General features: G+C 74.0%; 5 protein-coding genes. 4 read left to right on the top strand and 1 reads right to left on the bottom strand.

Features of this window, described 5'->3' with window-relative positions; all coding sequences use genetic code 11:
• Positions 1–51: 51 nt before the first annotated feature.
• Positions 52–480 (bottom strand): pyridoxamine 5'-phosphate oxidase family protein, encoded by a 429-nt coding sequence (locus IH13_RS0107460; protein WP_031082170.1) that lies wholly within the window; start codon positions 478–480, stop codon positions 52–54.
• A gap of 98 nt (positions 481–578) precedes the next feature.
• On the opposite strand from IH13_RS0107460, the gene IH13_RS0107465 reads away from it, so the two are divergent.
• The 4 genes from IH13_RS0107465 to IH13_RS0107485 all read left to right on the top strand — a co-directional run.
• Positions 579–1,172, top strand: coding sequence for a hypothetical protein (locus IH13_RS0107465; RefSeq protein ID WP_031082172.1), 594 nt, complete (start codon positions 579–581; stop codon positions 1,170–1,172).
• On the top strand, positions 1,169–1,561 hold the full coding sequence (locus IH13_RS0107470; RefSeq protein ID WP_031082174.1) for a DUF3618 domain-containing protein: 393 nt from the start codon (positions 1,169–1,171) through the stop codon (positions 1,559–1,561). Before IH13_RS0107465 ends, IH13_RS0107470 begins: the two co-directional genes overlap by 4 nt.
• Positions 1,561–1,827 (top strand): DUF4235 domain-containing protein, encoded by a 267-nt coding sequence (locus tag IH13_RS0107475; protein WP_031082176.1) that lies wholly within the window; start codon positions 1,561–1,563, stop codon positions 1,825–1,827. Before IH13_RS0107470 ends, IH13_RS0107475 begins: the two co-directional genes overlap by 1 nt.
• Positions 1,828–2,090: 263 nt before the next feature.
• Positions 2,091–2,539 (top strand): HAMP domain-containing protein (locus tag IH13_RS0107485; protein ID WP_158791080.1); only part of this gene is annotated, 449 nt, incomplete at its 3' end.

A 2,539-nucleotide genomic window follows, 5' to 3' on the forward strand; every position in this document is an offset into this window, starting at 1 on the left:
CTTCCGGCCTCCCCTCCGCCGCCGGACTGACCCGGCGGCGGGGGAGCCCCTTCAGACCGCGCCGAGGTCGGAGCTCAGCCAGTGCTCGGGCCGCAGGTGGATCACCACCTGCTCGCCGTGCTCCTTCCAGGCGAGGCCGACATAGGCGTCGACCTTCTCCGCCGGGAGGTAGCGCGAGGCCATCTCCACGAGCTGCTCACGGGTGGCCGGACGCGTGGCGACGGCGGGCCCTTCGACCGAGACGTACCGCACGGTGGGCGTCACCCGCTCGACCATCAGGCTGAACCGCCCGGCCGCGGCGATCGCCAGCCCCTTGCGGGAGTGACGGCCGGTCATGATCCAGAGGTCGCCCCCGGGTTCGTACCCGTACCAGATCGGCACGGTGAGGGGGGCGCGGCCCTCTCGCCCCGATTCCACGGCCAGGGCGCCGATGTGCGGCTCTGCGAGGAACTGCTCACGTTCTTCACGGGTCAGTGCCATGGACGGACTCCTTCGTGACTCGCCGGTCGTGGTCGCGTATCGCATCATGCCCCGCAGAAGGGATGCATCGGCCATCTTCGGCGGGGCAGGCGGGGGACATGCAGCGAAGCGACGCACGGACGGCCCCCCACACATCCGGTGGCGTGCACGCCCGCACCACCGGCGGACGGACTCGCGGCGGGCAGCACGGCCGCCACCGGCTGAGCGGGCACCGCAGAGGCGCCTGGCGCCGGCGGCTCCTCGCCTACCGCGAGGTCGAACTCGTGCAGTCGCCGTCCCCCGAGGGCGGCGACGCCCGGAGCCTGCTCATGGTGCATGTCCGCAAGGTGGTCGGGCAGGTGGACTACCGCCTCTGCTCCTCGTGCGCGGAAGGCGTCATCACCGGCGTGTTCCTCGAGGAGAGGTTCCGGCGCAGCGGTCTGGGGACCAGGGCGCTCTCGCACCTGCGGGCCCGGCACCCCGGCCTGGTGTGGCGCACCACCGTCGACCGGCGGCTGACCCGTGACCTGCTGCGCCGGATGCGTGTCGCGGAACGGCCCGGTGGCAGCGGCTGCCCGCACGCGCCGGCGGACGCGGGGCAGGGCCGCCCTGCGCAGGGGCGGCGGGACACCGGCCGGCAATCCCGCTCCCCGGCGGATTCCCGGGGGGCGGGGACCGGCGTGGCCGACGACAAGGAAAGTGGACAGCGATGACGGACAGGAACGTACCCACCCCGGACGAGCTCCGCGCGCGGGTGGAGGAGACGCGGGACGAGCTGGGCCGCACGGTCGAGGCGCTCGCGGGCAAGGCCGACGTCAAGGGCCGGGCGCGGGAGAGGACGGCCGAAGTGACGGAGCGGGCCCAGGAGACGACGGCCGAGGTGAGGGACCGTGCCCAGGAGGCGGCCGGGCAGGCCCGGGTCCGGGTGGCCACCGCGGCTCACACGCTGGGCGGGAAGGCGCGGGACCACACACCCGAACCGGTCCGTGACGGCACCGGGCGCGCCCTGGAGGCCGTACGGAACAGGCCGGGCGTGCTCCTCGCCGCCGGTGCGGCGGTCTGCGCCGCCGTGCTCGTCGTCCGGCGCCGGGGGAGGCGCTGATGAAGGCCGTGGAGATCATGTACAAGCCCGTCGGGCTCGCGCTGGGACTGACCGGCGGTCTGCTGGCCGGCGCGGTCTTCAAGCAGGTGTGGAAGGCGGTCGGCGGCCAGGGGGAGGCTCCCGAACCCACCGACCGGGACCGTGGCTGGACGGAGGTCCTCGCCGCCGCCGCTCTCCAGGGGGCCGTCTTCTCCACCGTCAAGGCGGCGGTCGGGCGGGGCGGTGCCGCCACGGTCCACCGGCTGACCGGGACCTGGCCGGACTGACCGCTCCGGCAGCCCGCCGCGCCGTACGCCCGGCCCGGCACCTCCGTTCGCGCGGGTGCCGGGCCGGGCGCAGCCCTGTCCGGCCCGGGCCTCGGCGACCCGTGCCCCCGGACGGGGCCGCCATCGGGGTATCCTGAGTCACAGTTGTCTGGCGGCAACTGTTTGGCCGGTATGGGGGATGCCGGAGGGGGGCGGCCCGTCGTGCGGGCCGTCGGGGCATGCCGTCTTCCGGCGGCTGCCGGGGAGCCTACTGAGGATTGGCCATGGCGGAGACGACAGCTGAGAACCCGCGTCCCGGGCAACGCACGCGCGGTACGGGCAAGGTGGGGGAGCCGGAGCTACGGCAGTTGCTGGCAGGGCTCACAGCGGTACGCGACGGGGACTTCGGTACGCGCCTGCCGGACGAGGCCGAGGGACTGCTCGGTGAGATCGCCACCGTGTTCAACGGCATGGTCGACCAGCTCTCCCTGTTCACCTCCGAGGTGACCCGAGTCGCCCGCGAGGTCGGCACCGAAGGCACCCTGGGCGGCCAGGCCGAGGTACCGGGCGTCTCCGGGACGTGGGCCGACCTGACGGACTCGGTCAACGCGATGGCGGGCAACCTGACCACACAGGTCCGTGACATCGCGCACGTGGCCACCGCGGTGGCCAGGGGCGACCTCTCGCAGAAGATCGACGTCGACGCCCGGGGCGAGATCCTGGAGCTGAAGAA

Origin of the sequence: Streptomyces sp. NRRL WC-3549 (genome assembly GCF_000721935.1) — a bacterium.
Lineage (GTDB): Bacteria > Actinomycetota > Actinomycetes > Streptomycetales > Streptomycetaceae > Streptomyces.

What these genes read in the sequence shown, in the direction of transcription:
- IH13_RS0107475 (WP_031082176.1), top strand. Translation starts at nt 1,561, where the DNA reads ATGAAGGCCGTGGAGATCATGTACAAGCCCGTCGGGCTCGCGCTGGGA.
- IH13_RS0107460 (WP_031082170.1), bottom strand. Translation starts at nt 480, where the DNA reads ATGGCACTGACCCGTGAAGAACGTGAGCAGTTCCTCGCAGAGCCGCAC.
- IH13_RS0107465 (WP_031082172.1), top strand. Translation starts at nt 579, where the DNA reads ATGCAGCGAAGCGACGCACGGACGGCCCCCCACACATCCGGTGGCGTG.
- IH13_RS0107470 (WP_031082174.1), top strand. Translation starts at nt 1,169, where the DNA reads ATGACGGACAGGAACGTACCCACCCCGGACGAGCTCCGCGCGCGGGTG.